Annotated in this window: 19 protein-coding genes and 4 pseudogenes; 14 read left to right on the forward strand and 9 right to left on the reverse strand. The window is 67.3% G+C overall.

Annotation, left to right across the window (positions count from 1 at the left end; translation table 11 throughout):
- The first annotated feature begins 117 nt into the window (after window positions 1–117).
- A complete protein-coding gene (locus tag QA861_RS00830) occupies window positions 118–987 on the forward strand; it encodes an alpha/beta hydrolase family protein (RefSeq protein WP_334586241.1) in 870 nt (289 codons plus the stop codon).
- Window positions 984–4,205 carry a caspase family protein gene (locus tag QA861_RS00835; protein ID WP_334586242.1) on the forward strand — a complete coding sequence of 1,074 codons (3,222 nt, stop codon included), beginning with the start codon at window positions 984–986 and terminating at the stop codon, window positions 4,203–4,205. The genes QA861_RS00830 and QA861_RS00835 overlap by 4 nt, the downstream gene beginning before the upstream one ends.
- Before the next feature lie 347 nt (window positions 4,206–4,552).
- On the opposite strand, the gene QA861_RS00840 is transcribed toward QA861_RS00835, so the two are convergent.
- Both QA861_RS00840 and QA861_RS00845 read right to left on the reverse strand, forming a co-directional pair.
- Window positions 4,553–5,050, reverse strand: coding sequence for an HAD domain-containing protein (locus QA861_RS00840; protein WP_334586171.1), 498 nt, complete (start codon window positions 5,048–5,050; stop codon window positions 4,553–4,555).
- Window positions 5,047–6,300: an IS256 family transposase gene (locus QA861_RS00845; RefSeq protein WP_334586172.1), complete on the reverse strand. Its 1,254-nt coding sequence runs from the start codon at window positions 6,298–6,300 to the stop codon at window positions 5,047–5,049. The genes QA861_RS00840 and QA861_RS00845 overlap by 4 nt, the downstream gene beginning before the upstream one ends.
- 154 nt (window positions 6,301–6,454) lie before the next feature.
- Between QA861_RS00845 and QA861_RS00850 the strand changes: the two genes are divergently transcribed.
- The 5 genes from QA861_RS00850 (at window position 6,455) to QA861_RS00870 (ending at window position 14,013) form a co-directional block, all read left to right on the forward strand.
- Window positions 6,455–7,372, forward strand: a complete 918-nt coding sequence (locus tag QA861_RS00850; RefSeq protein WP_334586243.1) for a WD40 repeat domain-containing protein — start codon at window positions 6,455–6,457, stop codon at window positions 7,370–7,372.
- Between the two features lie 568 nt (window positions 7,373–7,940).
- Window positions 7,941–8,138, forward strand: a complete 198-nt coding sequence (locus tag QA861_RS00855) for a hypothetical protein (protein WP_334586244.1) — start codon at window positions 7,941–7,943, stop codon at window positions 8,136–8,138.
- A gap of 467 nt (window positions 8,139–8,605) precedes the next feature.
- Window positions 8,606–9,277 carry a hypothetical protein gene (locus QA861_RS00860; protein ID WP_334586245.1) on the forward strand — a complete coding sequence of 224 codons (672 nt, stop codon included), beginning with the start codon at window positions 8,606–8,608 and terminating at the stop codon, window positions 9,275–9,277.
- A gap of 211 nt (window positions 9,278–9,488) precedes the next feature.
- On the forward strand, window positions 9,489–9,773 hold the full coding sequence (locus QA861_RS00865) for a hypothetical protein (RefSeq protein WP_334586246.1): 285 nt from the start codon (window positions 9,489–9,491) through the stop codon (window positions 9,771–9,773).
- Complete coding sequence (locus QA861_RS00870; protein ID WP_334586247.1) at window positions 9,763–14,013, forward strand: hypothetical protein; 4,251 nt, start codon at window positions 9,763–9,765, stop codon at window positions 14,011–14,013. The genes QA861_RS00865 and QA861_RS00870 overlap by 11 nt, the downstream gene beginning before the upstream one ends.
- A 7-nt stretch (window positions 14,014–14,020) precedes the next feature.
- Here QA861_RS00870 and QA861_RS00875 read toward each other — a convergent pair whose 3' ends face one another.
- Both QA861_RS00875 and QA861_RS00880 read right to left on the reverse strand, forming a co-directional pair.
- Entirely contained in the window at window positions 14,021–14,425 is a 405-nt protein-coding gene (locus QA861_RS00875; RefSeq protein WP_334586248.1) for a hypothetical protein, read from the reverse strand.
- A pseudogene (locus tag QA861_RS00880) lies at window positions 14,422–14,967 on the reverse strand (transposase); the annotation flags it as partial. The gene QA861_RS00875 and the pseudogene QA861_RS00880, both read right to left, overlap by 4 nt.
- A gap of 53 nt (window positions 14,968–15,020) precedes the next feature.
- Here QA861_RS00880 and QA861_RS00885 point away from each other — a divergent pair.
- Window positions 15,021–15,952 (forward strand): IS5 family transposase gene (locus QA861_RS00885; protein ID WP_443041423.1). Its coding sequence is split into 2 segments (ribosomal slippage): window positions 15,021–15,353 and window positions 15,356–15,952, totalling 930 coding nucleotides; the frame shifts between segments, so codons are not numbered across the junction.
- A gap of 16 nt (window positions 15,953–15,968) precedes the next feature.
- On the opposite strand, the pseudogene QA861_RS00890 reads toward QA861_RS00885, so the two are convergent.
- Window positions 15,969–16,280: pseudogene (locus tag QA861_RS00890) on the reverse strand (transposase); the annotation flags it as partial.
- Window positions 16,281–16,306: 26 nt separating this feature from the next.
- Between QA861_RS00890 and QA861_RS00895 the strand changes: the two are divergent.
- The 3 genes and pseudogenes from QA861_RS00895 to QA861_RS00905 all read left to right on the forward strand — a co-directional run.
- Window positions 16,307–16,837, forward strand: a complete 531-nt coding sequence (locus QA861_RS00895; protein WP_334586249.1) for a hypothetical protein — start codon at window positions 16,307–16,309, stop codon at window positions 16,835–16,837.
- 69 nt (window positions 16,838–16,906) lie between these two features.
- On the forward strand, window positions 16,907–18,529 hold the full coding sequence (locus QA861_RS00900; protein ID WP_334586250.1) for an alpha/beta fold hydrolase: 1,623 nt from the start codon (window positions 16,907–16,909) through the stop codon (window positions 18,527–18,529).
- 46 nt (window positions 18,530–18,575) lie between these two features.
- Window positions 18,576–19,226: pseudogene (locus tag QA861_RS00905) on the forward strand (alpha/beta fold hydrolase); the annotation flags it as partial.
- Window positions 19,227–19,414: 188 nt separating this feature from the next.
- On the opposite strand, the pseudogene QA861_RS00910 reads toward QA861_RS00905, so the two are convergent.
- Window positions 19,415–19,594, reverse strand: a pseudogene (locus QA861_RS00910) (IS3 family transposase); the annotation flags it as partial.
- A gap of 28 nt (window positions 19,595–19,622) precedes the next feature.
- On the opposite strand from QA861_RS00910, the gene QA861_RS00915 reads away from it, so the two are divergent.
- The 3 genes from QA861_RS00915 (at window position 19,623) to QA861_RS00925 (ending at window position 21,695) form a co-directional block, all read left to right on the forward strand.
- Window positions 19,623–19,961: a hypothetical protein gene (locus QA861_RS00915; protein WP_334586251.1), complete on the forward strand. Its 339-nt coding sequence runs from the start codon at window positions 19,623–19,625 to the stop codon at window positions 19,959–19,961.
- 428 nt (window positions 19,962–20,389) lie between these two features.
- Window positions 20,390–21,286: a hypothetical protein gene (locus QA861_RS00920; RefSeq protein WP_334586252.1), complete on the forward strand. Its 897-nt coding sequence runs from the start codon at window positions 20,390–20,392 to the stop codon at window positions 21,284–21,286.
- Between the two features lie 166 nt (window positions 21,287–21,452).
- A complete protein-coding gene (locus QA861_RS00925; protein ID WP_334586253.1) occupies window positions 21,453–21,695 on the forward strand; it encodes a hypothetical protein in 243 nt (80 codons plus the stop codon).
- A gap of 166 nt (window positions 21,696–21,861) precedes the next feature.
- Here the strand turns inward: QA861_RS00925 and QA861_RS00930 are convergent, their stop codons facing one another.
- From QA861_RS00930 to QA861_RS00940, 3 genes are all read right to left on the reverse strand, one after another.
- Window positions 21,862–23,934, reverse strand: a complete 2,073-nt coding sequence (locus QA861_RS00930) for a Shedu anti-phage system protein SduA domain-containing protein (RefSeq protein WP_334586254.1) — start codon at window positions 23,932–23,934, stop codon at window positions 21,862–21,864.
- 206 nt (window positions 23,935–24,140) lie between these two features.
- On the reverse strand, window positions 24,141–25,076 hold the full coding sequence (locus QA861_RS00935; RefSeq protein WP_334586255.1) for a hypothetical protein: 936 nt from the start codon (window positions 25,074–25,076) through the stop codon (window positions 24,141–24,143).
- A 271-nt stretch (window positions 25,077–25,347) separates the two neighbouring features.
- Window positions 25,348–26,403, reverse strand: coding sequence for a YaaC family protein (locus QA861_RS00940; protein ID WP_334586256.1), 1,056 nt, complete (start codon window positions 26,401–26,403; stop codon window positions 25,348–25,350).
- Window positions 26,404–26,637 lie beyond the last annotated feature (234 nt).

A 26,637-nucleotide genomic window follows, 5' to 3' on the forward strand; every position in this document is an offset into this window, starting at 1 on the left:
GACGTCCGTGCCCTGTCCAGATGCTGGCCCACGGCTCGCCCGTTTCGGCTGTCGACCACCTCAGCAAGGCCTACAGTGCTGGACAAGCATGTGGGGGCAAGTTCGGGGGCACGGGTCATGGCGCGCGTGGTGGCAGTACACGGGATCGGCAAGCAGACGCTCGGCGAGGGCACGCTCCGCAAGGAGTGGTTGCCAGCCCTCAACGACGGCCTCGCGCGTGCGGGCAGTGCTGACGGTCTCGCTGAGCCGGATGTGGCGATGGCGTTCTATGGCGACCTCTTTCGCCCGCAGGGCGAGTTCCTCGCGGTCGGGGACTCTCCCTACACCGCGGCCGACGTCGCCGAGGGCTTCGAGCAGGAGTTGCTGCTGGCCTGGTGGTCGGCGGCCGCCGCGAGTGATCCGGCTGTGGTACCGCCAGGCGCGGACACCCTGGTGTCCATGCCGCGCTCGGTGCAGGCGGCACTGCGGGCCCTGTCTGGCTCGCGGTTCTTCGCCGGCATCGCGTTGCGAGCGATGGTCTTCGACCTGAAGCAAGTTCACGGCTATCTCACCGATACGGACCTGCGCGCGCAGGTTCTGGCCCGGGTAGCCGACCAGATCCGCGAGGACACCCGGGTCGTTGTCGCGCACTCACTCGGATCGGTCGTCGCCTACGAAGCCCTGTGCGCGCGGCCCGGACACCGGGTGCGCGCTCTGGTGACGATCGGATCTCCCTTGGGCATCCCCAACCTGATCTTGCAACGCTTGCAGCCCCCGCCCGTCACGCTGGATGGTCCGCCACACGCAGTGTGGCCCGGCAACGCGGACCTAGTGTGGACGAATCTCGCCGATGACGGGGACATCGTTGCCCTGGTGAAGGATCTGCGGCCGGCGTTCGGTGAGGAGGTGCGCTGCGCGATCGTGCACAACGAAGCGCGTGCTCATGATGCGACGGCGTATCTGACGGACACTCTGTGCGGGCAGGCCATCATGAACGGCCTGGTATGACCGGGTCCACCGCGGGCTCGCAGGGCGGAGAGGGGCCCCGGCGCTATCTGATCGCGACTGCTGTATCCCGCTACCCGAAGTGTGCGGAGTGGGACCGTCCCGGACTGGTCCAGGCCCGTGAACAGATCGTCGAGTTGTTCACCGAGAAGCTCGGCTACCGCCTTCACACCGCGCTTGGTCTCGACCCGACGCGGGTGCAACTGACCGATCAGTTGCGCGCGTTCTGTACCGCGGACGAGCGCCGAGAGGACGATCTCGTCGTTGTCTATCTCTCCGGTCACGGCGAGGTTCTCGAAGACGGCAACGAGCACGTGCTGCTGATGACCGACACCGACCCGGCCGATGTCACCTACACCGCGCTGCCGACCGCGGAGCTGGTACGGGTTCTGCGCGGCACTCGCATCCGCCGGCTCCTGCTCATCCTGGACACCTGCTACTCAGGGCAGGGCGGCAACGAACTCGCCGCTGCGGCCCTCGAGCGCCTCGGCGGGCAGTGGGGACGGGGTAAGAGCAGCTCAGGGCTGGTCATCATGTCCTCCGCCCAGCCTCACCAACAGGCACAGACAGGGCTGTTCCCCAATCTGCTCGACGAGGCAGTGCGCAGCCAGGCCACCGCCGGACACGCTCCCACCCACCTGTCGGTGTCCGCAGTCGTGCAACAGATGAACGACCACGCCGACAAACCCGGCTACCAGCACATCAGCCTCTCCCTGCTCGGGCTGACCGGCGAACCGCCCGACTTCCTCACCAACCCCCGCCACGACGTCCGCCTCACCGACGTCGACCTCGCACTGCAAGACGCCGCCGAGTTCGACGCCTACGCCCTGCAAAGAGACACGGAGTTCACCTCCCGCCTCCTGGTCCGTGCCATGGGCTACCACGGAGACGCCGCGCAGGGCTGGTGGTTCTGCGGCCGCTATCAGGCCCTCGCCGAACTCGCCGCCTGGCTCAACCAGGACGGCAACGACGCCCAGGAGGAACTGTTCCCGCGCGATGGCGCGGCGGGAGAGTGCGTGCGGATCGTCACGGCTGGCCCAGGCTCGGGAAAGACAGCGGTCCTCGGTCTCGTGGCTGCCCTCACCATGCCCGAACGCCGCCGCACCGTGCCCGTCGCCGCCCTGGGCCTCGATCCAGACTGGATCCCAGGCGAGGGAAGCATCGACGTCGTCATGTACGCCCAGAACCTCACCAACGCCCAGGTACTGTCCGGCCTCGCGGCCGCCGCTGGCTTCAAATGCGCGACCGTCGGCGAGTTCCTCAACGCCCTCGAACAGCGAAACGACAGTCGCGGCCGACCCTTCACGATCCTCATCGACGCCCTCGACGAAGCCGCCACCCCCAACACCCTGTGCTCACAGATCGTGCGCCCTCTCATCGAGCACTCCAATCGACGCATCTGCCTCCTCCTCGGTACCCGCCCCTACCTACTGGACCGGCTCGGTATCAGCAGCAGTCCAGAGCACCACGACAATGGGGTCATCGACCTCGACAGTCCCCGCTACGCCGACCGCGAGGCGCTGCTGGCCTACACGATGCGCAACCTCCTCCAAAGCCGCAGCGACTCCCCCTACAAGTCAGCCGATCCAGGCCTGCTACGGGATGTCGCCCAAGCCGTGGGCGACGCCGCAGGCACATCCTTCCTCGTCGCCCGCTTCGCCGCTTACACCCTCGCTTCCGCAAAAACGGTCGTCACAGACCCGGACAACGCAGATTGGCGGGCCAGCCTGCCCCGCCATGCCGGGCAGGCCATGCACGACGACCTCGTCCGGCGCCTCGGCCCCGAGGCCCAACGCGCCGCGGACCTTTTGCGGCCGCTCGCGTACGCCGAAGGCCAGGGCCTGCCGTGGGAAGGCATCTGGGCTCCCCTCGCCTCCGCCATCTCCGGCCGCGCGTACACCGACGAAGACCTCCTGTGGCTACGTCGAAACGCCGGCTCCTACGTAGTCGAAGCCACCGAGAACGGCCGCTCCGCCTACCGCCTCTACCATCAGGCCCTCACCGAACACCTCCGCGAGAATACCGACGACGCGGCAGTCCATTCCGCGTTCGTCGACACCCTCACCGAGGACGTCCCTTACCGCGGCGACGCCACCCGCGACTGGTCCCGCGCCCACCCGTACGCCCTCAACCACCTCGCCACTCACGCTGCGGCAGCACACCGCGTGGACGGCCTGCTTTCCATACCCGAATACCTGGTCCACGCCGTCCCGAACAGCCTCACCCCCTACCTCGACGATGCCGTAGGCCAGCAAACCCGGCTGACCGCAGCGGTCTACCGCACCTCTTTCGACTGGCACGTCGCCGCACCCGCCCCCGTACGTCGCAGCATCCTCGCGCTCAACGCCGCCCGTGCCCAAGCAGCCTGGCTACTCAGACAACTCAACTCCGACACACAGACCGAATGGGTCCCCGCCTGGGCTACAGGCAACGACTTCAGTCCGGCGCTACGCCACACCCTCACCGGATTCGATGCTCAAGTGTCCGCCGTAGCGTGCACGATCCTCGACGATCGCCCCGTCGCCGTCATCAGCACAGCAAACGGCCGTGTGTACGTGCGGGACGTGGCCACCGGCCACCCCATCGGCCAACCCCTCACCGGATTCGCTGGCCAGGTATCGGCCGTGGCCTGCACCGTCCTCAACGGCCGCCCCGTCGCCGTCATCAGCAGCGATCCTGGAGACGGCCGCCGCGTGCATGTGCGGGACGTGGCCACCGGGCGTCCCATCAGCGAACCCCTCACCGGATTCAACCACCGGGTGACCGCAATCGCATGCGCCGTCATCGACGGCCGCCCCGTCAGCGTCATCGGCACCGCTGGCGGCGCCGAATCCCACGACGGCCGCTTCGTGCACAGCAATCGTGATGACGGCGGCCGCGTGCATGTGCGGGACGTGGCCACCGGGCGTCCTATCGGCGAACCCCTCACCGGATTTATGGGCCGGGTATCAGCAGTGGCCTGCACTGTCCTCAACGGCCGCCCCGTCGCCGTCATCAGCAGCGGCACTGGCACTGGCAGCAAACAGAGCCGTAACGGCGGCCGCCTCATTGTTAGCGACTTGGCCAGCGGATGTGCAATCGGCAAGCCCCTCACCGGATTCGCAGGGCCGGTCACCGCGTGGCCTGCACTGTCCTCAACGGCCGCCCCGTCGCCGTCATCGGCACTGGTGGGATCCGCGGCCGTGTGTATGTACGGGACATTGCTCACGGACAGCAGATAGGTAAACCCCTCACCGGATTCGGCAGCCGGGTCAGCGCCTTGGCGTGCACTACTCTTGGCGACCGCTCCGTCGCCGTCATCAGTACTGGGACTGGCACCAACGCCCGGGTATATGTGCGGGCTCTAGATACTGGTGACCTCGTGGACGACCCCCTGCCCGGATTCAACAGCCGGTTCACCGCGGTAACGTGCACAACTCTCAGCGGACGCCCCATCGCTGTCACTAGTAGCAGCGACCGCACAGTGCGCGTATGGAACCTGCTAGAGAACACCCATCCATCCCTGATAGGCGAAATGCCCGCCAGTACGCGAGCAATTGTCAAATCCTGTGGATCACCGCGAAGAGCCTCAATCCAGCCGTAGCCATTGACCAAGGACTGCGAAGTCCTGGTCGGTGAGGCCGCGGGACGACGCAATGCGATGGAGGAGGGCTGGTGCCGGGTGGCGGGTGGACACCCAGTCCCGATCGGCGTCGGTGATCTCGTCGTCGACCCAGGCGAACGGGCGTCCGTCCGCCCATGCCACGAGGGTTCGGGTCTTCCAGTGGAGCCCGAACCACTGGTCTTCTCGTTCGTGGGCGGCGGAGGGCTCCGGCCAGTTCACGACCGGCAGTTGGGGCAGGCCGAGCCGCGGTGCCAGCTCGATATTCGCCTCCTCTTCCCAGGTCGTGGCCCAGACCAGGTCGCACGGCAGCGCCGCGAGCCGCGGCCCGGCCTGTGGGACGAGCCGCGCCAGGTGCGTGTCCGATGCGGTGCCCGCCGGCTCGCGCTGCGGGCCATCGCCGAACGGCAGGAGCGGCCCGTCGACGTCCAAGAAGAGCAGTGGACGGTTCCCGTGCGCGGTCATGCTGCGCTCACCTCGGGGCGCTCGACGAGGTAGCCGTTCTGGAACGTGGCGCCGTTGCGGACGAGGGCGACGAGGTGGGGTGCGGTGATCGCGCGCCAGCGTGCCTGGGCGGACTCGGCGAGCTTGAACACCATGGCCAGGGCGGCAGCGGGGCTGCCGGCGCCGCGGGTGACCCGGGTCCTCAACTTGACGGTGCTGAAGGTGGATTCGATCGGGTTCGTCGTCCTGAGGTGCACCCAGTGTTCGGCGGGGAAGTCGTAGAACGCCAGGAGTTCATCGGTCTCGTCGCTGACCTTCTTCACCGCTTTCGGCCACTTCGCGCCGTAGGTGCGCTCGAACTCCTTGACGGCCTTCTGGGCGTGGTCGCGGTCTTCGGCGTTGTAGATCTCCTGCAGTGCCTTCTTAGCGCCGGGCTGGGCCGACTTCGGCAGGGCGTTGACCACGTTGCGGGTTTTGTGAACCCAGCACCTTTGGTGCCTGGCCTGCGGAAACACCTCCGCCAGAGCCCGCCACAGGCCCATCGCGCCGTCACCGACCACGAGCTCGGGATCCCGCATGCCGCGCCGTCGGCAATCACGCAGCAGGTCGGCCCAGGACTCGGTGGACTCGCGCAATCCTTCAGCGAGCGCGATGAGTTCCTTGCGGCCGTCGGTGCGCACGCCCATGAGGACCAGGACGCAGGAGCGGGCCTGGCCGAGGCGGACCTTGGGGTGGACGCCGTCGGCCCACACGTACACGTAGTCGGATTCCGACAGGTCCCGGTCCTGGAAGGCAGCATGGTCGTCGCTCCACTGCTTGGTCAGACGGGTCACGGTGGCCGGCGAGAGCCCGGCCGAGCTGCCGAGGAACTGCTCGAGTGCGGGAACGAAGTCGCCGGAGGACAGTCCGTGCAGGTAGAGCAGGGGAAGGACCTCGCTGATCTTCGGGGACTTGCGGCACCAGGGGGCCAGGATCTGCGACGAGAACCGCTTGCGTTCGCCCGTCTCGGCATCGACGCGCTTGTCGTTCACGCGCGGTGCCTTGACCGGGATCGGCCCGGCGGCCGTGGTCACGGTGCGCTCGGCGTGGTGGCCGTTGCGGACCACCAGACGTCGGCCGGTCTCGTCGCGCTGGTCAGCCAACTCGGCTATGTACTGGTTGACTTCGGCCTCCAGGGCCGCGGCGAGCATCCGCCGGGCGCCCTCGCGGACTATGTTGTCCATCAGGGAGCCGGTCTCGGTGGTTCCGTCGTTGTTGACTACGCTGAGCACGGGCGTGCCTTCCCGACCCGCGCGCCAACGCGGGCCTACTCGATGACCAGAAGTCGATCACTCGGGAAGGTACGCCCTCCGCGTTGTGCGAGGCATCCCTCCCGAGGTCGATCCACAGGTCTTGAGCATTGCTCCCAGTACGCAGGTATCAGCCGTGGCCTGCACGGTCCTCAATGGCCGTTCCATCGCCGCTATCGGTATCGCCACCAGCCGCAGCAGCGGTCGCGTGGATGTGCGGGATACAAAGACGGGTTACCTCATCGGCGAGCCTCAGACCGAATTCGGCAGTCGGGTCACGGCGGTGGCATGTACCGTCCTCGACGGACACCCCCTCGCCATCATTGGTGCTGGCGGTCGAGTGTATTCGCAGGACGTGGCAACCGGCCGTCCTATCGGCGAACCCCTCACCGGACTCCAAGGCCAGGTGTCCGCCCTGACGTGCACAGTTCTCGACGAACGCCCGCTCGCCATCATCGGCGCCAGCCACACTCGCGACGGCGTCGGCCGAGTGTACGTGCGGGATGTGGCGACCGGCGATCTCATGGGCGAGCCCCTTAGCGGATTCAATAACGAGGTCACAGCCATGGCGTGCACTGAGCTCGATGGCCGCCCCGTCGCCGTCATCGGCAGCGGCACCGGCTCGAAGGGAGGCAACAGACGTGTGGATGTGCGGGATGTGGCCACCGGCCATCCCATCGGCGAACCCCTCACCGAGCTCCCTGGCCGGGTGTACGCCCTGTCGTGCACCGTCCTCGATGAGCGCCCCGTCGCCGTCGTCGGCGCCGGCGGGCGGGCCTATGTGCAGGATGTAGCCACCGGCCGTTGCACGGGCAGCCTCCTCACCGGACGTCACGGCTGGGTGTCCTCCGTGACGTGCACCATCCTCGACGGACGTCCCCTCGCCGTCATCAGCGCCGGCAGTACGCTGGGCGTTTGGGATCTGCGACCACGAAAACTCATGGAACATTTCGTAGTGCCGAGCCTTGCACAGGCTGCAGTGGCTGATGACGGCAGTCTCGTTGTATCGCTGAAACGTGATGTCGCAGTCTTCCGGCGAACGGGCACCGGGTAGAGGTTGCTGCCGAACACGACCAGACCGCACTCACCATCCGTTGGTATGCCAGCGAGGCCAGGCTCGGCTCGCGGCATGCCCGTGCGTTCCCTGGACAAGGCGTGCGTGCTTCAGGGGGACGTGGTCGGGCGGCACACGTTATGCCGCATCCCCGCTCCCCCAGCACGACCACAACCGGCGTCTCCCGCAACTCTTCCACCAGTGATGACCGGTGGGATTGCAGTCGGGTATTCGAACCGCGTCCGGACCTGCGCATTGTCGGCAGTTACGGGCATGGGCCCTCTCCCTGCATATCGCATGGCGTTATCCTCCTCCTTCCCGGCACACGGGCGAGCGGTTGTCGCGTCGGGGCGTCAGCCGCAGTGTCCCCGCGGCCGCCCTCGCGTCGAAGGCCCAGCGCGCCCCGTCGGCCACCAGCCACAACACCACCGGTCCCCGCGCTGCCATATCCAGCAGGGCCGCATACTTTCGCCGGTGATTGACCCTGGCCGTCTCCTGCGGATTCACTCCCAGCCCCAGCAATGAGTTCAGCAATTCCCACAGCCCGTCCGTCCCTTCGACCCGGGCCTTGGCCTCCATCGCAAGCACCGGAACCGCCACCGTCCTCTACCACCGCATCGAACTCGCCCTGCTCAAAGCAGATGTCCGCACCCGCCACCCCGTGATCCACAAGCAACTCCGCCGCAGCAGCCATCTGGATCAGATACTCCAAGTTCACCGCCACGCCCCGGCCGTTGCGACTGAACAGCGCATACCGCCCCCCTGAAGCCTTGGCCCGCAGGGCCTGCGGCACAACAAATCCCGCAGAGTCCACATGCAGCACCCGCGCATCGAGCGCCGCCAGGAATCCCGCCGCCTCATCCGCACGAAGTCCCCGCCGGGAAGCAGCCAGGTCCGGGGATACGACATCGGGCCGCGAGGCCGCGAATCCGACCGCCCACGCCTGCAGCAGCGCGTCCAGCCGCCCCACCGCACCCGGACACCGCACGTCCGCTTCTCTCTCCAACTCCCCGGACTGCCTGAGCATCCAATCCCACCAACCGTCGCCCAAAACCGCCCGGACATCCTCACCGGCTCCCATGTCCCGTCCCTCCCACAGCACTTCCTGCGTGCCCTCCACCACACTGTGGGCACAACTCGCCGCAACCCGCGGTCCACGCCCCCTGGCCAGTTCGTATTACGTGCGTGGGAAAAGCCCTCGCGTAGAGGGACGGCCGAGAACATCCTGAGCATATGGATCAGGTGGAAGAGGTAGAGATGATGAACCTGCCGCGCCCCCGGTGGCCCGCGCACGAGATCGCGGTGATCGGCGGCAGCTGGGAAGACGACCTCGCTATCGCCGGCGGGTACTTGCGCGTAGCCGAGATCGGCGCGACACACTGGAGTCGGCACGGCCCCGACGACTCACTTCCCATCCCGGTCCTCTACAACTACCGGCACAGCGTCGAACTCAGCCTGAAATGGCTCATCCGCACCGCCGCACGCATCGTCCACCGCGGCCGGTACGACACCGGCGGCGCGAACCTGGACCGGGAGAAGGTCGACAAGAAGTTGCGTGAGGACAGCCACAGCATCAAGAAGCTCGCCGAGCGCCTCAACACCTACCTGGGCTTCATCAAAGATCTGGACCCGCCCAACAACCGCATCGACGACGAGTCGATGAAGACACTGCGCTGGCTGGACCGCCAGGACGAAACCGGCGAGACCTTCCGGTACTCCATGATCGGACGGGGAAACGACAGCCGGCCGGCTCGCGCAACACAGACCAACATCAACTTCTACGAGGACATCAACAAGGTCCATCTGCTCGCGCACTTACTGCAGGCCGGATACTCCGCGCACCTAGACCACTTCGAAGAACTACAGCAGGAGTATCAGGAGTATCAGGAAGAGATGAGCGGCTAGTAGAAGGTTCACGCTAGGCCAGCCTTGCCCTCCGGAGAACCAGAGGGCAAGGCGTACAGCATCTCGCAATTTCCCGTCATTCCTACTGATAGACAGCCCTTTGGGACGGCCGGGAGAATACTGGGCAGTTCGGGGTACGTTCTGCTTGAAAGCGGGGGCGGCGTTGAGTCCAGGAGCCAAGCGGGGGATCGCGGCAGCAGGCACGATCGTGGTGGCGGCCGCCACCAATGTGACGACCGGGGTCCTCACCCAGCATTGGGCGGCGGCATGGTGGGCCTTCACCGTTGTCGTCGTCGTCATCGGCAGCGGGTTGCAAGCCTGGCTGACCTTCACAAACGACCACCCGGCCGCAACGGGCGGGCAGCGCATCCACCGGACGAAGATCGGCGGGACGGCCCAGCAGAGCATGCACGGCCCTGGAGAGCAAGAAATTACACGCTCCACCGTCACGGGAGACCTGTCTCAGAAGCAGGGCCGCCGCTCCGATGCGGGGTAAGTGGAAGGCAGGCAGGCTCCCGGCAGAGCAGCAGGACTGGGAACAGACGGTCCAGAATTCCTACGTCGAGGGTGATCTGCACCAGACGGTCAACGTCGGCGCTGCCTCGCCTGAAGCGCTGCGCCCGGAGGTCTTTCTCGGGCACGTACGCGAGCTGGTCCCGGAGCGGCTCGATGCCCGCGAGGCGGAGCTGGCCGAACTGGCAGCATTCTGCTTCGGCAACGAGCCGTATGTGTGGTGGGTGGCCGAGGCGTGGTCCGGCAAGACTGCGCTGCTCGCCTGGTTCGTACTGCACCCGCCGGACGGGGTCGACGTGCTGCATTTCTTCGTCCGCGGGGGCGAGTCGTACTGGAGCGACAGCACCGCGTTCAACACATGGCTGCACGCGCAGCTGACCACCTACCTTGACGCGACGCCGTCCGATACCAAGGACCCCAGGCAGCTCCATGCAGAGTGGGAAGACCTGCTTCGCCAGGCGCTCGACAGCGCCGAGACCGCCGGCCGGTGCCTGCTGCTGGTCGTCGACGGCATCGACGAGGACCAGGGCCGCAACCGCGCGGAGCCGTTGCCCAGCATCCTCTCCCTGCTGCCCAGGGAACCCGCCCTGCGCGTTGTGCTCGCCGGACGGCCCCAGTACGACCTGCCCACTGACGTGACCGGACATCCCGTGCTCACCTGCCGGGGACGGCTGCTGGACGGCTCGGCGCGAGCGGCATCGCTGTACCGGGAGGCACGGCTGGAACTCGACACCCTACTGCGCAGCGGCGGCCAACTGGCCAAAGACATACTGGGCTTCACCGTCGCGTCAGAAGGCGCCGTCAGCACCGCGGAGATCGCCGAGCTGACAAACACGTGGGAGCACTACATCCGGGAAACGATCGTCAACGGAGGCGGACGTGCCCTGCGGGTGACGACCTTCCCTGACGGGGGCGACGGGTTCGTCTTCACCCACGAGACGCTCCGCGAACAGGCCCAGGCATTTCTCGGCGAGGCAATGCTCAACGCGTATCGCGAACGGGTCAACGACTGGGCTTCCCGGTACCGGGAAGCCCACTGGCCCGACAGTACCCCCTTCTTCCTGGTGGCCCGCTACGGCAAGCTACTCGCCGACACCGGCGGCCTAGCCGCGCTCACCGATCTCGCGCTCGACCCGGCACGGCACGCCCTGATGCGCAGAAAGATCGGCGGCGACGGTACGGCACTCACCGACATCATCACAGCCCAACTGCAGTGGAGCCGCCAGCGCGACCCCGACCTTGCCAGCGCCGTGCGACTGGCACGCACCCGGTGGGAACTGACTCGACCAAACCTGCACATGCCCGAACACCTCCCGGCAGTATGGGCACTGCTCGGCCAGCCGGAGCGAGCGGTGGCCCTGATCGACGCGATCGCTGGCGCCGGGCAGCAGACGGCTGCGCAACGGCTGCTCGTTGATGCGCTGCTGCGCGTCGGCAAGTACACGGCCGCCATCGCCGAGACGGAGGCTATGAACGACGGCGAGGAGCGAACGGCCGCACAGGAGCAGCTCATCGGTGCGCTACTGCGGGTGGGCGCGTACACGGCCGCCGCCGAGGCGGCGTGCACCATTGAAGAGTCCGGGCGGCGTGCGGCCTCCCTGCTCTACGTCGCCACGGCCACACTGCGCGCCGGCGATGCCGACCTGGCCGAGGGGATGATCGCGGTCGCACTGGACGACTGCGGCGAGGAAGACGGTACCAAGGCCTTCGTGGACTACGCCCGCCTGCGCGGCCCGGACTACGCTCGCGCGATCCAGCACCCCGGCCTGCGAGACGGTGCGCTGTGCCTGATCGTCGAGGAATACGCCGAGCACGGGCATGTCACCGAGGCGGCGGACCTCGCCAACGAAGTCCGCGACGAACTGCTCCACGCGTACGCGAAATTGCTCGTTGCTGCCGCAGGCGAAGGCTCACTCGACCAGAACATGCACCTGCGCCTGATGGAACTGATCGAGGCCGAGCCTGATTTCCGCGAGCCGGTCCTCGGGACGATGAGCTGCTGCTTCGCCCTCAAGTACAACTACCGCCAGGTGTGGGACACCGTGTCACTCATGAAAGACCCGGTGCAAGGCTGCCTTCCGGTCATCGACCTGTACGTGAAACGCGAGGCATTCGACCAAGCCGAGGGCCTCGCCAAGGCAATGGCTGACACCCAGCGCAGCGCTACTCCAATCGACCACCTGGGCACGCTGCTCGTGAGCGCTGGTGCGCTCGACCGGGCGGTGGCGATCGCCAAGGCGCTGGCTGAGCGACTGCCTCACGTAGACGGCTGCGTGCGCGTACTCGCCGACATCGGAGCGCAGCTGGTCATGGCTGGCGACCGGCGAGGACTGCTCATCTTCGCCGCCGCGGAGCCCCTCGCCGATACTTCCCGCAATACCGCCGGTGCGGCCCCGTTCGTTGCCATGAGGTTCGCAGCGGATTCCATCGAGAGAATCCTCGCTCGCGGCCGTCCGGCCGCCTACGCTGCCCTGGCGATCGCGGCTGCGCGCACCGGCGACCTGGCGGCCACCACACGCTACCTGCGGATCGTTGCAGATTCCCACGCAGACTCCCACCAGCATGAACTGCTTTTTGCTGCGAAGGACATCGCCCGAAGCGGGCACGAGGATGCCGCCATGTGCGCGATCGACATGCTGGAACATCCCGTCGGCCGCGCCTCTGCTGCACTTGTCTTGGGTAAGGCCGCTGTCGCGCAGGAACGGCCGGAGACGGCCCGACGAGCGGCGTTATTCGCCGCGCGACAACGGTTCATCGACACTCAGCTCGACGTGGAGGACCCGGACTTCAATCCCCGCGAGGTCGACTCCGCCGATCTGGAAATGGCCGGCGCCCTGTTCGCAGAGGCCGCGTGGGTGCTGGCGGCGGCCGGTGCCACCGATGAGGCCTCGCAGATGGTCTTGCGGGCCGAGGCCGCAGCCCGGCAGACCATCGACACCGACCGCGAAGACTCCGACACCGCCTTCCAAGCGGCCACGTACAGCCACTTGGCTGATTTCCCGTACGCCGAGAACCTCGCCCGCGGCATCACCGACGCTGAAACCCGCTGTGCCGTACTGCTCCACATTGCGATCATCTCTGCCCAGCGCGGCGACGGTGACACCGCGATCCGACTGGCTGCAGAAATGCAGGACGACGGCCCGTGCGGCGCAGACGAGCTTCAGGAAGTAACCCACGCCTTCGCCGCGGCTGGCCATCTGGCGCAGGCCTCTCGTGCCGCAGAGTTGATTGCCGACCCCGACGACAGAGCCGCCGCAATCGCCGTAGTCGCCGACACCCATCTGACCGCCGGTGACGCCGAATTCGCCGACAGACTCATCACCAGCGCGACGGAATTGCTCACCCAAGCGGAAAACGTCCAGGTGGCGGAGACCGCCGCTGCGCTCGCCGCCACCGCCATCCGGGCCCATCGCCCCGACCGCGTGGCACCGCTTGAACATCGCCTGCGCACTCTGTGGCAGCGCGGCATCTTCCATGCACGACTCGCCACGAGTGCCGGAGCCGACCACGCGCAGGCCGCCGCGACCATCGCCAAAGCCCTGGATGACCCCTACGAGCGCAGCATGGTGTACAACCGGCTCGCCGCCGCCTGGGCGGCCATCGGTGACGGGGCGATGGTCACCCAGATGATCAACGCCGCACTCTACGAAGCACGAGCTTCGCGCCGCGGAGATGCACCGAGTTGGCTCGCCGAGACCGAATTCATGGGTATCGACGCACTGGTGCAGGTCGGGCTGCTCGACCATGCCGAGCAGCTCCTGGACCCCGATCTCGCTCGTGCCGGCCGCGGCTTCCGCGTCGAGAAGCGTTCGGCATACCTCGCCCAACGCCTGGCCGAGGCAGGCCACTTCGACCATGCGATCCGGGTAGCCGAGTCGATCTCCAAGCCGTTCCAGCCGGGATTGTGGAACGAGTTGACCGAGACAGACCAACGCGATGCTGCTCTAGGCGCGATCGTAACGGTCATGGCAACAGTGGGAGGTCTATCCGACCGGGCGCTCACCGTAGCTGACATGATCGGCGGCCCTGTCGACCGCGCCAACGCGCTCGCCGAGATCGCCCGCAGCCTCGCTCGACAAGGCCGCCCGGTACGGGCGCGGCAACTCCTTGCCTCTGCCCTGGCCCTCGGTGAATGGACAGCACCGCTTCGCGCCCTCGCAGAAGTGGCACCCGACGTCGCCCAATCCGTCCTTCCCGAAATCGCACGAAACGCTCAGCCCTGAGAGGACGTTAAGTCCGTTTCTGATAGCGGCCGCGTCCGGGTTGTTCGAGTAGTCCCTGGCGGACGAGTCGTCCCAGGCGGGAGCGGGTGACGTTGATCGAGGGCTCGTCGGTGGGTAGGTCGAGGTGCTTGTGCAGATCGCGGACGCGGAACACCTTCCCGGGGTGCTCGTTGAACGTGGTCACGATGCGCTGGTAGACGTTTGCGGTGGCGGTCTCCGCGGGGGCCGTTGCCTGGTCGGGAGGGGCGAGGCCGTCGATGACCTTGCGGGTGGCGGTGAACTCGGCCAGGCGGGCTTCGGTCTCGGCGAGGGCGGCGGTGAGCCGCTCGATCTGCTCGCGCAGGTTGCCGGCTTGTGCGGCGGTCGCATCGTGTTCGGTCTGCAGCAGCCGCAGGAGTTCGTGGACGTTCACGCGGCCAGCTCCACGTCGTCCCGCCAGGTGGGGGTAGGGGTGGTGAGGCGGCGGAGCATGCCGGCGGTGGAGGCCCAGTAGACGCGGGAGGCCGCGTTGTCGGGCCGGTGGTCGTAGTCACGGGCGAGGCGGCGGTGCAGCATGAGGGTGCCGTTGACCTGCTCGACCACCCACCGCTTCGGTTGCGGCACGAAGCCCTTGCCTTCGTCGTCGGGGTTGCGGCGGACCACCTCGACGGTGATGTCCTTCACTGCCCCGTGGATGATCACGGCGTCTTTGAAACCCTGGTCGACCAGGACCTTTTCCAGGCGCATCCCGCACCGCTCGGCCGCCTGGTCCAGCAGGGCGATGCCGGCCTCGTTGTCATGCGCGCTCGCGGCGAGGATCACCACACCGATGATCAGGCCCAGCACGTCGACGGCAAGTCCCCGCTTTCTGCCGGGTGTCTTCTTGTGTGCGTCCAGTCCCGTCGTCTCCTTCGGCACCCCGGCCGCCGCGCGGACGGACTGGGTGTCGATGATCACCAGGGACGGGTCCTCTAGGACTTGTCCGGTCGATCATGTAACTGCTCCGTGTCCGGGTCGTTGATGTGGGCATGGGGCGGGGTGATCTGAGTGATGCCGAGTGGGAACGGCTGCAGCCGTTCCTGCCGGTCAGCAACAGGCGTTGTGGCAGGTGGCGGGATCACCGGCAGGTGATCGACGGGATTCTGCACCGGGTGCGGACCGGTGTGCAGTGGCGTGATCTGCCCGAACGGTTCGGTCCGTGGAAGACCGTCTATGAACGGCATCGGCTGTGGTCGGGCGACGGCACTTGGGAACGACTGCTCCAGCAGGTCCAGGCCGAGGCCGACGCGGCGGGTGAGATCGACTGGGACATCTCGGTCGACTCCACCATCGTGCGGGCGCATCAGCATGCCGCCGGGGCCCGCACCGATCCGCCGCCGGCTCCCTCGTCAAAGGGGGACGCGCAGACAGAACACCAGGACGAGACGCCGTGGCAGAGTCTCGTCGCCCGCCTGGCGGAGGTGGTGCTGGAGGCGAGGGTCTGGGCCGTTCGCGCGGCGGGTTCACGACCAAGCTCCACCTGAGCGCAGACGGCCGCTGCCGCCCGCTGTCCCTCGTTGTCACGCCAGGGCAGCGGGCGGACTGCACTCAGTTCGAACCGGTGCTGGAGAAGATCTGCGTCCCCCGACTCGGGCAGGGCAGGCCACGCAAGAAGCCGGACAGCCTGGCTGCGGACAAGGCATACAGCAACGGGCCCTGCCGCGATTACCTGCGACGACGCGGCATCCGGCACACCATCCCCGAGAAGACCGACAGCCAGGCGGCCCGCCTGCGCAAAGGCTCGCGAGGCGGGCGCCCGCCGGGGTTCGACGAAGAGCGGTACAAAAAACGCAACACTGTGGAACGGGCCATCAACCGGCTCAAGAACGCTCGAGCCGTCGCCACCCGATACGACAAGCGCGGCTACGTATTCCTCGGCACGGCCACCGCAGCAGCCCTCGTCATTTGGCTCCGGACATGATCGACCGGACAAGTCCTAATCGTCTGGCACGCTCCCGCACCTGGCAGCGCAGGATCTCCTGGATCCGCTGGTCAAGGCCGTCCTGGCGCCACAGGGTGAAGTAGTAGAACACGGCCGACCAGGCCGGGAGGTCGTGCGGCAGGAGCCGCCACTGACAGCCCGTCCGGTTCTGGTAGAGCAGCGCGTTCACGACCTCGCGCAGGTCGCAGGAGCCCGGGTCCCCGGTCGCCGACCGCGCCACCCGCTCCTGCTTCCATGCGGTGACCAGCGGCTCGATCAGCGCCCACTGCGGGTCGGACAAGTCGGTTGAGTACGGCATCCGTTCCATGCCCGCGACTCCATCATGCACACGACATGACGCGAGCGTGGAACCGTCCCATCACCCACGAACGGGCGACACCACATCACCAGGAACGGGACTTAACGTCCTCTCAAACCACACAGGGCTACGTAGCTGTCTTCGCCGAGGACATCGTCAAACACTACCAAGAATTCCTCAATCACCGCCGGGCAGTCCGTCCCGAGGGCGAGTATCCCGACGTAACGCCCGAAGAATGGGCCGAGTTCGAGGAGCACTTCGACAAACGAAAAGTCGAGTTGGGAAACTGCGCCCGCCCCTACGGAACTACATGCCAGCACGAACACGCCTGCATCCGATGCCCGATGCTGCAGGTCAACCCGAAGATGTTGCCCAGGCTCGCAGAGATCGAGAAGGACCTGCTCCTCCGCCGCAAGCGAGCGGAGGAGGAACAGTGGCTCGGCGAGATCGAGGGCATCGATCTGACCCTGACCTTCGTCCGCACCAAGCAAGCCGACGCGGCCCGCCTCACACGCCGAACCCCCGTCGCCCTCGGCACCCCAACCGTCCCATCCCCGAACCGCTGACGACCAGGGTCGGACGCCAGCGATGACACTCCCGAAAGACGGAGGCCACGGCGTGAGTGAATAGGGGGCATGCTCTTCGACTTCACGTACGACCACGACGGTGAACGGCTCAGCGGTGTGTATGGCGGCGATCCTTCCGGGGGCACCGCCGTGGTGCTGCATGGCGCAGGCACCAGCAGCACGGAGCGACTGCTGCCGCTGGTGCGGGAGTTCGTGGCCCACGGCTGTCGCGGGATCGCCTTCGACTTCTCCGGGCATGGCGAAAGCACCGGAAAGCTGAGCGAGTTGAGCCTGCGGCGACGGTTCGAGCAGGCCGTCGCGGTGATCGACGCGTACGCGGGCGCGGACGGGCCGCTGGCCCTGGTGGGTTTCAGCATGAGCGGCCAGACGGTGTCCGATCTCGTGGCGCACTACGGAGAGCGGGTGGCGGCGCTGGGGCTGTGCGCGCCCGCCGTGTACACGGCCGAGGCGTGGGACGTGCCCTTCGGGGACGGGAACGGCCAGTTCAGCAGGATCATCCGGCGGCCGGACAGCTGGCGTGAGGCGCCCGCCCTTCAAGTCTTACGGGCGTACGAGGGCCGGGCGGTGCTCGCCGTGCCGGGCACGGACGCGGTGATCCCGTCGGCGGTGACCGAGGCCGTACAGGACGCGCTGGCCGCGCGCGCCCAGTACACGCGGTTCGACCTTCCGGACGCACAGCACCAGCTGGGAATGTGGTTCCGCGATCACGGCGACGACCGGCGGGAGTTCGTGGAGGCGATGCTGACCGGACTCGACGACCACGGCTGGTCGGCCACGCGTGCGTGGGTGGCCAAGCAGCTCGGCAACGGCCGCTCGGTGGCCGACTTGCGCCTGCTGTCCGGCGGTTGGAGCTCCCAGATGCGTCGGCTCACGCTCGACGACAGCACGGACCTGGTGCAGCGGACCTTCGTGAAGCCGTTCTTCCGCCACCACGGGCCCGGGCTGCTGGCCCGCGAGGCGTCGGTCCTGGCGCTGCTCGCCGGGCAGGAAGGCATCCCGGCGCCCGGGTTCGTCGCTGTGGACGCCACGGCCGAACACTGCGACCACCCGACCCTGTTGATGTCCGCGCTGCCGGGCCGCGTCCGCGTGGACGAGGACGACCTCGACCGACGCCTGGACCTGCTCGCGGCCCAGCTCGTCCGCGTCCACGGCGTCGTACCAGCAGAAAGACCGCGCACATACCAGGCGTGGACGTCCCCGGAGCGCGTCCGCACCCCAGACGGTCCCCTGTGGGAGCGGGCCGTGGACGTGATCCGCCGCGACCCGCCGCCGTACGAAGGCTGCTTCCTGCACCGCGACTTCCACCCCGGGAACGTGCTCTTCACAGGAGCCGGACCCAAGCTGCGGATCACCGGAGTCGTGGACTGGGTCGAGACCTCGTGGGGACCCGCCGACCTCGACGTGGCGCACTGCTCGACCGCGCTCGCGCTGCTGCACGGGCCGGCGTACGGGCTGGCCTTCCGGGAGCGGTACGAGGCACACGGCGGCCGCGACCTCGCCGACGACCCCGACCACCTGTACTGGCTGCTGCTCGACGCCCTGCACTACTCCCCCGACGGAGCGAAACTGGCCGGGCCGTGGCGTGAACTGGGACGGGACGATCTGACGCCCGAGGTGCTGGGAGAACGGCTGGAGGCGTACGTGGACGGACTGCTGCGACGATACGGCTGACCGGCCCTGGACCACTCGTCTGACACCGAACCGAGGAGACGTGCGAATGGCCGCCGTGGTGCTCGTTCATGGCCTGTATCACCGTCCCGAACACTTCTCCCTGGTGGCAGAACCCTTGCGGACCGCAGGAACCGAGGTCGTCGTTCCCGAACTCCACAAGGGCTCATTGCCCGCTGACACAGCCGCGGTCCAGGCCGTCATCGACTCGCTACCGGAGCCTCCGGTTGTGCTCGGTCACTCCTACGGAGGGTCAGTGATCACCGGGTTGCGCGGGGCGGGACACCTGGTCTATCTGGCGGCCTTCGTACCGGATGTCGGCGAGAGCGCGGCCGGCCTGGGGGGCGCGTCCCTGCAGTTCCAGGACGCGATCAACCGCGAGCCCGACGGCTCGACCAGCCTGCACCCTGATCGCGCTGCCGAAACCCTCTACGGCGACTGTCCCGAACCTCTCGCCGCCTGGCCGGTTCGCCTGCTGCGTGCGCAAGTCTCAGGCTGTGGGCGAGGCATCCCAGAGCGCCACAGCTGGAAGCATGCTCCCTCCGCCTACGTCGTATGCGCACAGGACCGGGCCATCGACCCCGGCCTGCAGCGGAAGATGGCCTCGCGCTGCACCGACGCACGCGAGTGGCAGACGGGCCACTCCCCGTTCGTAGGGCAGCCCAATCTCATCGTTGAACTCCTACAGGAACTGCTCGCCACCAACACCCTGCGCAGGCGACATGCGTCCCGGATCGCGGACAGCCACAACGGCCCCTCGCCGGTGGAGATCATCGTGAGGTCGGTGACCCACAACCGGTTCGGCGCCGGTGCGGTGAAGTCTCTGTTGACCAGGTCCGGGGCCAGGGTGGCCTTCGGATCCCGGCGCGTGAAGCCCTTCCGTCGCGGGCTCACACCCGCGAGGTCGGCCTCACGCATCAGGCGCTCGACCCGTTTGCGGCCCACCGGGGTGCCCTCGCGTTTCAGCACGGCGTGCACGCGCGGAGAGCCGTAGATGCCGGCGGAGTCGGCGTGGATCTCCTTGATCCGCTCGGTCAGCTCGATGGCGTCCCGCGGCCTGGCGCGCATGAAGCGCCTCACCGAGTGTCAGCGACGGGTGAATCAGGATTCAGCCGCCGCCGACACCGAGCTGATCCGGAAGCACACCAAGGCCGAACTGCTGCGCATGGCTTACGCGGGCGGCCTGGTACGCCACAACTCCCCCGAACAGTGGCGCAAGGACGAGATCGCCTCCGCCGTCGTCGACAACGAGCTCCGCGCCGCCCGGGCCGGAGCCGAGCAGCCTCCCGCCCCGCCCAAGGCTGTCGCCCCGCCGAAGCAGCCGCCGGTACGGCACCACCATGACGAGTGCGAGAAGGAGTTGCACGAGGGCGGCACCTGCACCTGCGACCTCATCGAACAGTACGGACCACCCTCCGAACGGGACGACTACTGAGACGGCTTCCGGCCTCACCCTCCCATCACGCCGGAACCCGGGCCCGTTCTTCAGGCCCGGGGTCTCGTGCTGTCGGGTTCGGGACGGGTGCGGTCGCACGGACCGCGTGGGCCGCTGACAGACGCAGGAAGAGGCGTCACCAGCGACCGTCTCGAACCGGACTCGCCGCCGTGTTCTCCCTGGTACGGAGTCACGGTGTGAAGTATCCAAGAGATGGGCTCCAGAACATCAAAGATCACCATCTGAAGCGTTAAAAGTTGCAGGCTACAAATCCGTTCCTGCCTGCGACTTCGGACGCCAAAGGTTTCCTATCGGGGTCATCTGTTATCCCATGTCTTCCGATAGCTCGGTCTGAGCGGGAGGCGGCCACGCGGCCGCACCGGAATTCGACACCCGCCTCGTACGACCGGTCGGGGAACATGGACTCCGTGACCACCGAACTGACCGTGCTCAAGCGGGACATGACCGTGAGCCAGGACGACACGATACGGATGCTGCTCGAGCAGTCCAAGCGCACCGGCCGTGCCGTCCTCCTCCGGCGTGCCTTCGTCCAGGATGCCGATCCCGGCCTCCGCCTGGTCACGCGGCCCGGCCCGTTCTCCAAGATGCTGCGCAGTAACGAGCGGCTGGACCTGTTCCTCCTGATCCACTGCGTCACCACGCGCGCCGACTGGGGCGTCACTCACCGGTCCGAGACCTGGGGACGCGCCGCGGGGATCTCCTTCGCCACCAACGGCACGGCGAGCGCCGCGGTCTCCCGGCACCTGAAGAAGCTCAAGGAACTGAAGTTGATCAGCACCGAGTCGGACGGCCGGATGACGAAGATCACCAAGTTGCTCGAGGACGGCTCCGGCGACCCGTACACGCTGCCGTCGGGCGACAAGGAAGGCTCCCGCAAGAGCACCTACTTCAAGGTGCCCTTCTCGTACTGGGAGCAGCACTACTACCGGAAGCTGTCGATGCCGGCGAAGACGATGCTGCTCATCCTCATGAGCCAGCGCAGGACATCCTTCGACCTGCACACGGCCAGGGAGTACGCGCTCTGGTACGGGGTCTCCCCGTCCACGGTCGGGCGCGGCATCGAGGAGCTGAAGAAGAAGCGCCTGCTGTACGAGTTCCTTTCCGAGCAGCAGTTGGACGGCTCCTCCATCCTCGGACAGAGCACGCAGATCCGCTGGGCTCTCGCCGCGCCGTTCGACCTGAACGTCACCAAGACGGAGCGCGAGGCGGCAGAGGCCGCCTGGACTCCCGAGGGCGCCGCCCTCACCGCGCTGCGGATAGGCGCCCGTATCCCCGCGCTCTCGGGGGCCACGATTCCGCGATGAGCACCGCCGGGGCGCTACGGCCCCCAGCCCCACGACTCCCGGCCCGGCACACACGGGCCGGGCGCGGCGCAGGCCGCCGCCCCGAAACGGGCGACGGCCCCCTGTTCCAGCAGGGAGCCGCCTGGTGAACAAACCGACAGTCACTCCCCAAGGAGGCACCACCAGCATGTCCAACGAGCCTAAGGGCCCCGACCAGCCGGCGTCGACCCGGCATCACCAGGGCAGCAGCACGCTGCACCCCCTCGGATCCCGGATCCGGGCCCGGCTGGGGCAGATGCTGGACGGCGGTCGCCGCCGTCGCCTGCGCGCCCTCGCCCGTACGACGGGCCACGGCATCCTCCGCGGCTCCGCCGGCGCCCTGGGCGCGAGCGGAACCACGTGGATCATCTGGTGGATCCAGCAGCGCTGACCCAGCGCACCCGCTGATCCCACATCCGCCGACCTGGTGGTCCCGGTCCCAAGGCCGGGGCCACCAGCGGCTCCCTGTGCGGAACTCGACGCACTCGGCATGCCCTGGTAGCAGCAGTCGTCTCCTGGACACACTCACAAGCCGCCCAGACCGGTGGATGGGAGTCTCAGCGATCTTCGACGATGAAGCACGCCCGCTGGTAGAGCTCGTCGAACGTGATGATCTCGACGTCCTGGATCGATGTCCGGTACAGCTCGAAGGAGTTGATCTTCTGCGGGTTCACGTCGCCGTTGTGGGTGAACTCGCGCAGGCTCCCGATCACCACGACCTGCCGGGGCCGGGTGGTGGACAGTTCGACGCCGGTGGGGGTGCCGTCGTCGTCATAGAGGCGGGTGAGGAACTCGTGGGAGATGAGCTGCTGGGCCTTGCTGGCGGTCTTCTGCACCTGCGCCACGCCGCCGCCCAGTTCTTTCGATGCCTGGTAGACACCCGTACGGTAGGGGGTCTTGGCGAGCAGCTCCGTGTCGTGGGTCTTGATCTCGCAGAAGAGCATGCTGCTGATCAGGCCCTTGGAACGCATGATGGCGTCGATGCGTTTCCCGGCTCCGCCGAAGATGTTGGCACCGGTGGTGATGCGTTCCAGTTTGCCGTCGTCGATGGATTCGCAGGCGATGAGGTTGAGCCCGTAGCCGAAGATCCACTGGTTCGCCTCGAAGAAGGCCTGCCAGACCGCCTCCGCCCCGCGCGTCGTTGCCAGGCTCTCCTCCTGCTGGAAGTAGTCCGTATCGGTCAGCAGCCGCTCGAACCTGCGGAGTTGCTCTCTGCGGTTGCTGATCAGCCGGATGTCCTCCTCGGTGAGCCCACCCCCGATCGCGGTCCTGACCGCACCGAGAACCATCGTCCGGTCCTGGCCGGTCAGCAGCTGGGCCAGCTGGTCCTGGTCCCCGGCCACGAGCTGGAGGGAGCCGCCGGGCGTGCTCAGCCCGGCGCAGCCCTGGAGGAAGTTGATGACCTTCCAGAAGTTCTCGTGGACATCCCCGGTGTCGACGAGCGCCTTGACGGGCCGGGTGACCCCGGTATCGGGCACCGTCTGCGGGGCGGGGACCTCGCCGGCCTTCTTCTTGTCCTTCTTCCACAGCTTGATCCTCGGCGTGAAGGTGTTGCCCTTCTTGATGATGGTGACGCTGCACAGCGTGGCCACCTGGGGCCGGTCGTCGAGGACGAAGTCGGTGACCACCCGGTGTGCGCGGGTGTCGTAGAGGTAGTGGAACCCGCTGCTGTCCTGCGAGGCGCGGATCTCCAGGTCGGCGAAGTCCCCGCGGGTGACGTCGAACTCGGTGGTGGAGAAGGGGAGGCGGAAACCGCGAACGACGGGAGTGGCGGGTGCGATGGCCTGGGCCCGCCAGTCCGGCGGGATGTTGGGCAGCGGCCGGGCATCGCCTTCGACCACGAGGCCCTGGACGTCGGTGCGTCCGAGCTGACTGAGCAGGGGCTCCAGCGTCCGCCAGATCACCTCCTTCGTCTCCGAGGCGCAGGTGGGCTGGAGGTCACGCTCCACGGTCAGGACCGCCGCGTAGGTGTCATCCGTCCAATTGTCACCAGGAATGGGGTGGAAGATACCGCCGTCGCGGCGCAGGGTCAGGACAGCTGTGCGCAGCAGGTCGCGTGCTCTCTCCTCACCGGCGCAGTCCAGGAGGCTGTAGGTCTGCCCGAGGACCAGGTCGAGCTTGCCCGTGTCGTCGTCGTTCAGCGGCAGCGGGATCAACGGGCCCGTGGGCGGCAGCCGGACCGGCGTGTAGATCGGGCGGCCGGAGAGGAAGTCGTAGGGGCGCAGGCCCCATCCGTCCGGCGCCAGCAGCCGGTTCAGCTCCACAACCTGCTTCAACGCCGCCTCGACGTCGGCCGCGACCTCGGGATGGACGATTCGTGCCAGGAAGGCGAGCAGCACCTCGTCCGGTCCGTCGGAGAGCTCCAGCCGAGCGTCCTCGAAGATCCAGTCGTCGGGCAGGTCGTCTTCGTTGTTGAACCGGTGCTGCTGGATGTCGGCGCGGACAGTCGGGAGCCGGCTGTTCTCGGACGTAGGCAGGTCCAGGTCGTAGAGGCCCTCCAGGAACGTGACCTCGTCCAGTTTCCCCCACCAAGGGCTCGATATCCCGCGCAGGTAGTTGAAGATGTCGTGCCGCGTCACCGAAGTGATCGATGGCTGCGCGTGTACCGGGGCGGGGCCGCTGGACGTCATGGGTCCAGGATGAAGGGCAAGGCGGCTACGTACCGGCCGATCGAGATTTTCCCATCCCACATGAGACATCAGGCAGAGTGCCGCAGCAGGGCCGCTGGACGACCTCGAGTTCGCGTTGGGCCGCGCATCCGCCTCAGACGGTGCGTAGCCGGGAACAAGCAGTGGGGCCGGGCAGGGTGATCCTTTCCGGCCCCACTGCCGTCGGGTCAGCCGAAGTCGAGTGTCTCCTGTGCGAAGTCGGCCGGGGCCGGGCTGGGCAGGGGCGGCGGTGCGCCGTCCTGGCGGGCGACCTGCCAGCGCTCGGACAGCTCGTCCTTCCATCCCTTGGGCGGGGGCCACGCGACGCCCCAGGCGGCGAGCTGGTCACGCTTCCAGCCGCCGCCGGGCGTCCGGGCAGCTTCAACTTCTTCAGGTGAGGGGAGTTGCGTCATGAAGGGTGAACGCTCTGCGCGCAGAAGTTGTCCCGCGATGGAGTGTTGGAAAACCGACAGGTCGGTTGTCTGGCTCAGAGGGAGCCACCCCTCGGGCATTGGGGAGTTCGCGAGCGAGGGAGCTTCCGCACCGACGGGGGCGTAATACATCTCGGCGGGCTCTTCCCAAACAGTCGACTTCAGAGCGACCTGCTCACCAAAGACCTCCTGTCGTAGTTCCAGCAGACCAGCCTCATTCAGGGCGCGGATGTAGTTCAGGAGCTCAATCGTGCCGACCATGACCCAGGCCACCAACGGCACAGCAGCGCGAAACCGGTCACGCAACCCGAAGGCATCACCTTCCTGGCGCCGCTCTGGATCGTGATGCACCACGTCTCCGTATATCCAGGCCATGGCCAGCCCGTGAGCATCAAGATCGCGGTCCTCGCCTGTGACCGTGTCGGAAACCATGATCCAATACCCGGATTGTTCTGGTGTGGAAGGGTTTACCCGGGTCCGCCATTCAGTGCGCGCAGCCCGTATCCACTCCGCATCTTGTGGCGCTGCTCGACAGATGTAGCCCAAGGCTGACAGCGCCTTCATATGGAAGCAGTCTTCCTGTTCCAGCAGGATCGGCCTGAGTCGCGCGGCGGCGGACTCAACCACTTCCTCGGCTGGAAGCTCATACCGGATCCTGGCTTCGCCGTTGTGGAAGCGTACGTTGATCTTCATGCGTGTCAACTCCACGAGCGCATCCCAATCGGAAGCGAGCGAGTGCTCCTCTACCCGACGGGCCCTCACCACGTATGCCTCCAGCCAACGCTGGTGCTTCTCGTCAAGCGTCTCTACCTGACCGCGTCCCACGCCTCCCCCTCGCGTCAAAATCCCCTCCAGCATGACGCGGCCTTCCCATACACATCCATCCAATTCGCCGGGATGAGCGGCGTATCTGCCCCCGCTCGACTGCCTTTCGGACGTCGAACGGCGCTGAGCCGTCCCTGGATCAGGTGCTCACCTCGGTGATGGCGTCCGCGATCAGGACGGGCAGGTGGTTGATGGCGCGTTCCAGGAGCCGCTCGATCGGGACCGCGTACTTGCTGGTGTCGACGCTGATGAGCGTGCCCCAGACCGCGGGCTGGTAGCGGGAAAGCATGGACAGCGCGTACAGCACCGCCCACCAGGCCATCAGGGGGTGCAGCTCCCGCTTCATCGAGCCCAGGACGGGCAGGAAGTACCGGCTCCCGGCGTAGCTGCGGGTCAGGGTCCGCAAGTGAGCCAGCCGTTCGGCTCCGGTCGCCATTCCGTCGAATCCGGTGCCCACGCCCTCGGGCATGAGCCAGTTCATCCTGAGTTCGCCGCCGCCGTGCTGGTAGCGGGTGTAGTCCGGAGGCGCCTCCGGACCGAGGCTGAGGGCGCGGGTGGTCACGTAGCTCTCATGCTGGGCGACGGCCGGGTACGAGGCCAGGAAGTCGGCCAGCGCCTCGCGGGTGCCGGCGTCGATGACCCGGTCGGGGAGATCGCACACGGGGACGCTCAGCAGGGAGTGCTCGTGCGTGCCGACGCCGACGTCATCCCCGACCGTGTACAGCGGGGTGAACCGGTCCCTGGTGGTGAGGGGGTAGCGGAGGTTCGGCGGCAGCAGATCCCATACGTCTTCCAGGCGCAGCGGGTCCATCTCCCACACGGGTGAGTCGAGGACCTCGCTGACCTTCACGAAACTGCCCTGGGTGCCGGACGGATCGGTGCGGATCTCAATGTCGGGGAAGGGCAGGTGGAACCCCGTGGTCTTGATCCCGTGGGTCTCCAGGCGCCAGTCCTCGCCCTTGAGTGACCAGGCGGCGGCCGTGATGGCGCGTCCGGCCTGGCTGAGGCCGTAGAAGGCCAGGACCGGGCTCGTGGCAGGGCCCACGACGGAAGCGGCGTGGAACAGTTGCTGAGCCTGCTCCAGGGCTGCCGAGTACGTCTTGCGGCGGGAGCCGGTGTCGGCTCTCGCCGGTGGATCGGAGCGGCTGGCCCTTAGCCGCTCCCACGCCTCATCGGCGTCGAGATCGCTGTGCATGACCGGGACGCTACCCGCTGCCGAGTTGACCGCGCGGGTGATTTTTCCTCTCACGTACGCGAGCGCTTTCGCGGTACACCGGCTCATCCCCTGCGTGCTGCTGGCCAACCTGACGACGAACCCGGAGCCCGGCCTTGGAGCACCTTCGCCACAGGAAGCATCTGCAAGTTGAACCCACGCCCTCAACCATCAAACGAGCCGCTACCTGCGGCGCTAGGGTTCAGCCACGGCTGC

Origin of the sequence: Streptomyces sp. B21-083 (genome assembly GCF_036898825.1) — a bacterium.
Lineage (GTDB): Bacteria > Actinomycetota > Actinomycetes > Streptomycetales > Streptomycetaceae > Streptomyces.